Raw genomic sequence first — 4104 nt, 5'->3', positions numbered from 1 at the left:
TTGCCGGGGCTTGGGGGGCGGCTCGCCCCCAAAACAGGGGTCAAGGGGGCGGTAGCTCCCTTGCCGCCGGAGGCGCACAACATGAGAAAATTGCTCCTGACCTTCGTATTGGCCCTGACCCTGTGTGTGCCGTCTCTGGCGGCGGAAACGTGGAACGTAGGCACATGGAAAACGGCCCAAACCATCCAGCCGTTCCTGTATGAGCCGTTTGCGAACGGCGCAACGGTGAAGGTGCACCCGTTCACCAATCCGGGCGATCAGAAAGCCGCTCTGCTGGCGGGCAGCCTCGATATGACCGGAACCACGCTGGCACTGGCGATCCAAGCAGCCTCGCGCGGGGAACCCATCGTGCTTGTCGCCTCGCTCGGCAACAAATGTTCCGCGCTTGTGGTGAAGAAGGGCGGCGTCAAGAGTGTAGGGGATCTGGAAGGCAAAAAAATCGGCTATGTACCCGGTACAATGCATGAAATCCTGCTGCGGGAAACGCTCACCCGTGCCGGGCTCAATCCCGATAAGGACGCCAAGCTTGTCCGTATCGACTTCTTCGACATGGGAACCGCCCTCAGCCGGGGCGACATTGACGCCTACCTGTCCGGCGAACCTCTGCCCACGCTGGCGAAGCGGCAAGGCTACGGGGAGATTCTGGCCTATCCGTATTATGGTGAAGGCATCGGGGCTATCAACAGCGGTATGATCGTGCGGCGCGATTTTGTGGAGAAAAACCCGGAACGCGTGATGGAAATGCTCCGCGCCCATCGGAAGGCTACCGAACAATGCATGTCCGACAAGGCGTTTTGGCTCGAAACATCGTCGAAGATGTTCGGCGTGGAGCTTGACGTGCTGCGTGACGCCGCCGATAACATGGAGCTCGTGTGGGATATGGACGATACCTTCATGAAGCAGCTTTCCGCCCTCGGTAAGCGTATGCTGGAACTGGGCATCATCAAGAAGGAACCCGACTACAACGCATTGGTGGATCGCCGCTTCGTGGACGCCCTGCGCCAAGGTAAGTAAGGCGCCATGAAGACGGCGGGCAAGGAACGGGAGTCCGGGAGATGCGGGGAAGTGCCCTGTGAGGGCTCTTTTAAGCCGATAGCGGGATCCGGTGAAAGAGGTTTCGCTGGGGAGCCGCCTTGCCGGAGTGCTGCGGGAGCGGCCCCAGAGGGGCGGTCGCGTGGAAACTCGTCAAGAGCTTTCGGAAGCCTTGCCGGGACGTGGCTCTCGAAGAGGCGCATCCTCCCTTGCCTCCTTCCGCTGCTCCTGTTCACTTGTTGGAACTTGGCAACATCCAGCGGCCTTGCTCCGGAATATCTTCTGCCGTCGCCGAGGACGGTCTGGGAAACGGTGTGCGCGTATATGGGCGCGGTATCGGAAGGGTATGCGGATGCCTATGCCGGGCGTTTCTGGGGCGATCTGTCCGCAAGCCTGGGGCGCGTGGGGAGCGGCTACCTGTTGGCGGTGATCCCCGGCGTGGCGCTGGGTCTGGCTTCAGGGCGGAGTCCCGCTCTGGCGAGCCTGCTTTCACCGATTATCAACGGGGTACGCGCCGTGCCGGGTATAAGCTGGCTCCCCCTGGCTCTGTTGTGGCTTGGCATCGGCTTCCGGGCCACCGTGTTCCTGATCGCGCTGGCGGGGTTCTTTCCGGCCTACCTCAACGCGGCGGCGGGGGCGGCCTCAGTGCCTCCGGTACTCACCAGAGCGGGCCGGATGCTTGGATTCGGGCGGCGGGCCATTTTTTTCCGGGTGGTGATTCCGTCCGCCATGCCGCAGGTGCGGACGGGTTTGCGGGTGGCGCTCGGCATGAGTTTTTCGTATTTGGTGCTCGGAGAACTGACAGGCGTTCCGGATGGCCTCGGTGCAATGATTATGGACGCGCGGCTGGCCGGGCGCGTGGATCTGCTGGTTTCGGGCATCATTCTGATCGCGCTGGTGGGGTGGCTATGCGACATGTTGCTTATGAGGGCGCTGTCGGCGGTCTCGGTGAGCCTGAGGCGGCAGTGACGCCTTTTTTCGCCTGTTCCGGAATATGGAAATCCTTCCGCAAGGGCGGCGAATCGCGGCTCGTACTGCCCGGCGTATCGGTTGCTATTCCCCGTGGTGGCGTATTGGCTCTGATCGGGGCTTCGGGATGTGGAAAGACGACGTTGTTGAATATCCTCGCCGGGTTCGATGCGCCCGATGCGGGCACAGTGACGCTGGAAGGCAGGCCTTGCGGTGGCCCCGGCCCGGATCGGGCGGTGGTGTTTCAGGAGCCCGCGCTGTTCCCGTGGCTGACGGCGCTGGAAAACGTGGAGATCGGACTTGAGGCCGCGGGTATCCCCTCCGCCGCTCGGCGTGCGCGGGCTCTCGACATGCTGGCACTGACCGGTCTTTCCGGTCGGGAGAATCAGATTCCGGCAGAGCTTTCCGGTGGACAGAAACAGCGGGTTTCTCTCGCTCGGGTATTGGCCCTGTCGCCGCCCGTACTGCTTATGGACGAACCGTTCGCCGCGCTGGACGCCATCACGCGTGAACAGATGCAGTTACTGCTTGTGACTTTACATGCGCGTATCGGCATGGGGATCATTCTTGTGACGCACGATGTGGAAGAGGCGTTGCTGCTTGGCGATGAGGTATGCGTTATGGCTCCCGGGCAGGGCATCGTGGCTTCCCGCCGTGTGGAGGTTCCTCGAACTGGTGACGTTACCGATCGGAAACTACTGCGGGAGTTGAAGACGATCTTACGGCAAAGTATGGCAGGGCAGGGTGGTCCTTTGTTGCTGTCATGAAAAGGCACTTAGGGGAAACCCACTCAAATGTGAGAAGTGTACAACAAACACAATTTGCTTTTTAGTCGAATGCGGCTATACTGATCCAGTAGAGTTAGAAAAGTCCTTTTCAATTATTAGTAATCACTTTTATTGATGTAAGGGGGTAGTCCTATATGGATTTATTCAGCATACCGCATTTGCTCATCGTACTGTTGGTTGTGATGGTGTTGTTCGGCACGAACAGGTTGCCTGAAATCGGGGCTGGGCTCGGCAAGGCTATCAGAAACTTCAAACAGGCCTCCAGCGAGCTGGACGAAGTGGATGCCACCTTCAAAAAGGATGAAAAGGATACTACGAAGTAGGGTGACCAGCCCTGACATTTTTGATATCTTTTTGTAGACAATGCCTAAAGACCAGACGGAGGGGGGACCTTCGTTTTGGCTTTGTGTCTTAGCCTCAGTCCTTATCAACCCCTTTGCCCAAAGCCGTTTTTTGTAAATGGCTACGTTGTGGAGGGAAAATGGATTTCAACGTAGCACTACTATGCCTCCACCCTTTGAGCAAGAAATTCGACTTTTGTTGGACGCGATTTCGTGAGTTTGAGCCTAAAGTGGAAGGGAGGAGGGCTGTCACAGCGCGCGATTTGCCACACCTTCTTCATATTGGTGCACCATATAAAAGCCCCGGAGATTTCTCCCCGGGGCTTTCTGTCAAGGAAACATCCCCATACGCGTGGGAACGACTTCTTGAAGGACTCCCTCGTTTCCCAAAGCTTCCGGATGTTGAGTATGAGCACTTCATAACATAACAAGAGATTGCGCAGGTATATGCCCATGTGCCTGAACATATCCGCCGTGTTATTGTCCTTGGGTCGCAAATGGCGATGCGAGTTGGTCCTTTAGAAATATTCGATTAAGGTGGTCAGATGTTGACTTTAACAATAGGTCATACACCTGCGTGCTGGCCAAAAGAACAAAGGGGAGCTGTTCGGGATATTTCTATCCGGCATGTCCTGATCAAAGCATTAAAGGCATGACATGAGGCGGATATGGCAAGGCAACCGGAGTTCCCCATATCATCCATTACGATAAATAAGCCCATCCAGTCCATCAGAAAGGCTTGGGGAAAAATCCGTAATCCGTAAGAGTGCTACTCGTTAATATATAATAATCATTACCTATTCGTATCACGCCTCTTTGCCGAACTGGGCCATGCGCAGGCCTGTTTCTATATTGTAATATATTAAAATAACAGATGTTACCCTCAGCAGAATGTGTCAAAATGTGGCTAAATAGGCCGCAAATATGTGTCAGAATATGTGCCTAAAAACTCCCCTCTCGGTTCACGCCGAGAG

The 4104-nt window shown here is 56.5% G+C and carries 4 protein-coding genes; all 4 read left to right on the top strand.

Going from position 1 to position 4104, the window contains the following annotated elements; genetic code table 11:
• A partial coding sequence (locus HMPREF0178_RS12825; RefSeq protein ID WP_369737309.1) for an ABC transporter substrate-binding protein occupies positions 1–1014 on the top strand: 1014 nt, incomplete at its 5' end.
• Between the two features lie 342 nt (positions 1015–1356).
• Positions 1357–2001 carry an ABC transporter permease gene (locus HMPREF0178_RS12820; protein WP_232281274.1) on the top strand — a complete coding sequence of 215 codons (645 nt, stop codon included), beginning with the start codon at positions 1357–1359 and terminating at the stop codon, positions 1999–2001.
• Complete coding sequence (locus HMPREF0178_RS12815; protein ID WP_009368472.1) at positions 1998–2768, top strand: ABC transporter ATP-binding protein; 771 nt, start codon at positions 1998–2000, stop codon at positions 2766–2768. Before HMPREF0178_RS12820 ends, HMPREF0178_RS12815 begins: the two co-directional genes overlap by 4 nt.
• Before the next feature lie 155 nt (positions 2769–2923).
• Positions 2924–3112: a twin-arginine translocase TatA/TatE family subunit gene (locus HMPREF0178_RS12810; protein ID WP_009368471.1), complete on the top strand. Its 189-nt coding sequence runs from the start codon at positions 2924–2926 to the stop codon at positions 3110–3112.
• Positions 3113–4104 lie beyond the last annotated feature (992 nt).

This window comes from Bilophila sp. 4_1_30 (assembly GCF_000224655.1).
GTDB classification, from domain to species: Bacteria; Desulfobacterota; Desulfovibrionia; order Desulfovibrionales; family Desulfovibrionaceae; genus Bilophila; species Bilophila wadsworthia.
Note: the sequence above shows the minus strand (reverse complement) of the source record. Positions and strands in the feature narration are given on the sequence as shown.

Bases quoted from the DNA above. Each gene is read 5' to 3' on its own strand.
- HMPREF0178_RS12810 (WP_009368471.1), top strand. From the start codon at position 2,924: ATGGATTTATTCAGCATACCGCATTTGCTCATCGTACTGTTGGTTGTG.
- HMPREF0178_RS12820 (WP_232281274.1), top strand. From the start codon at position 1,357: ATGGGCGCGGTATCGGAAGGGTATGCGGATGCCTATGCCGGGCGTTTC.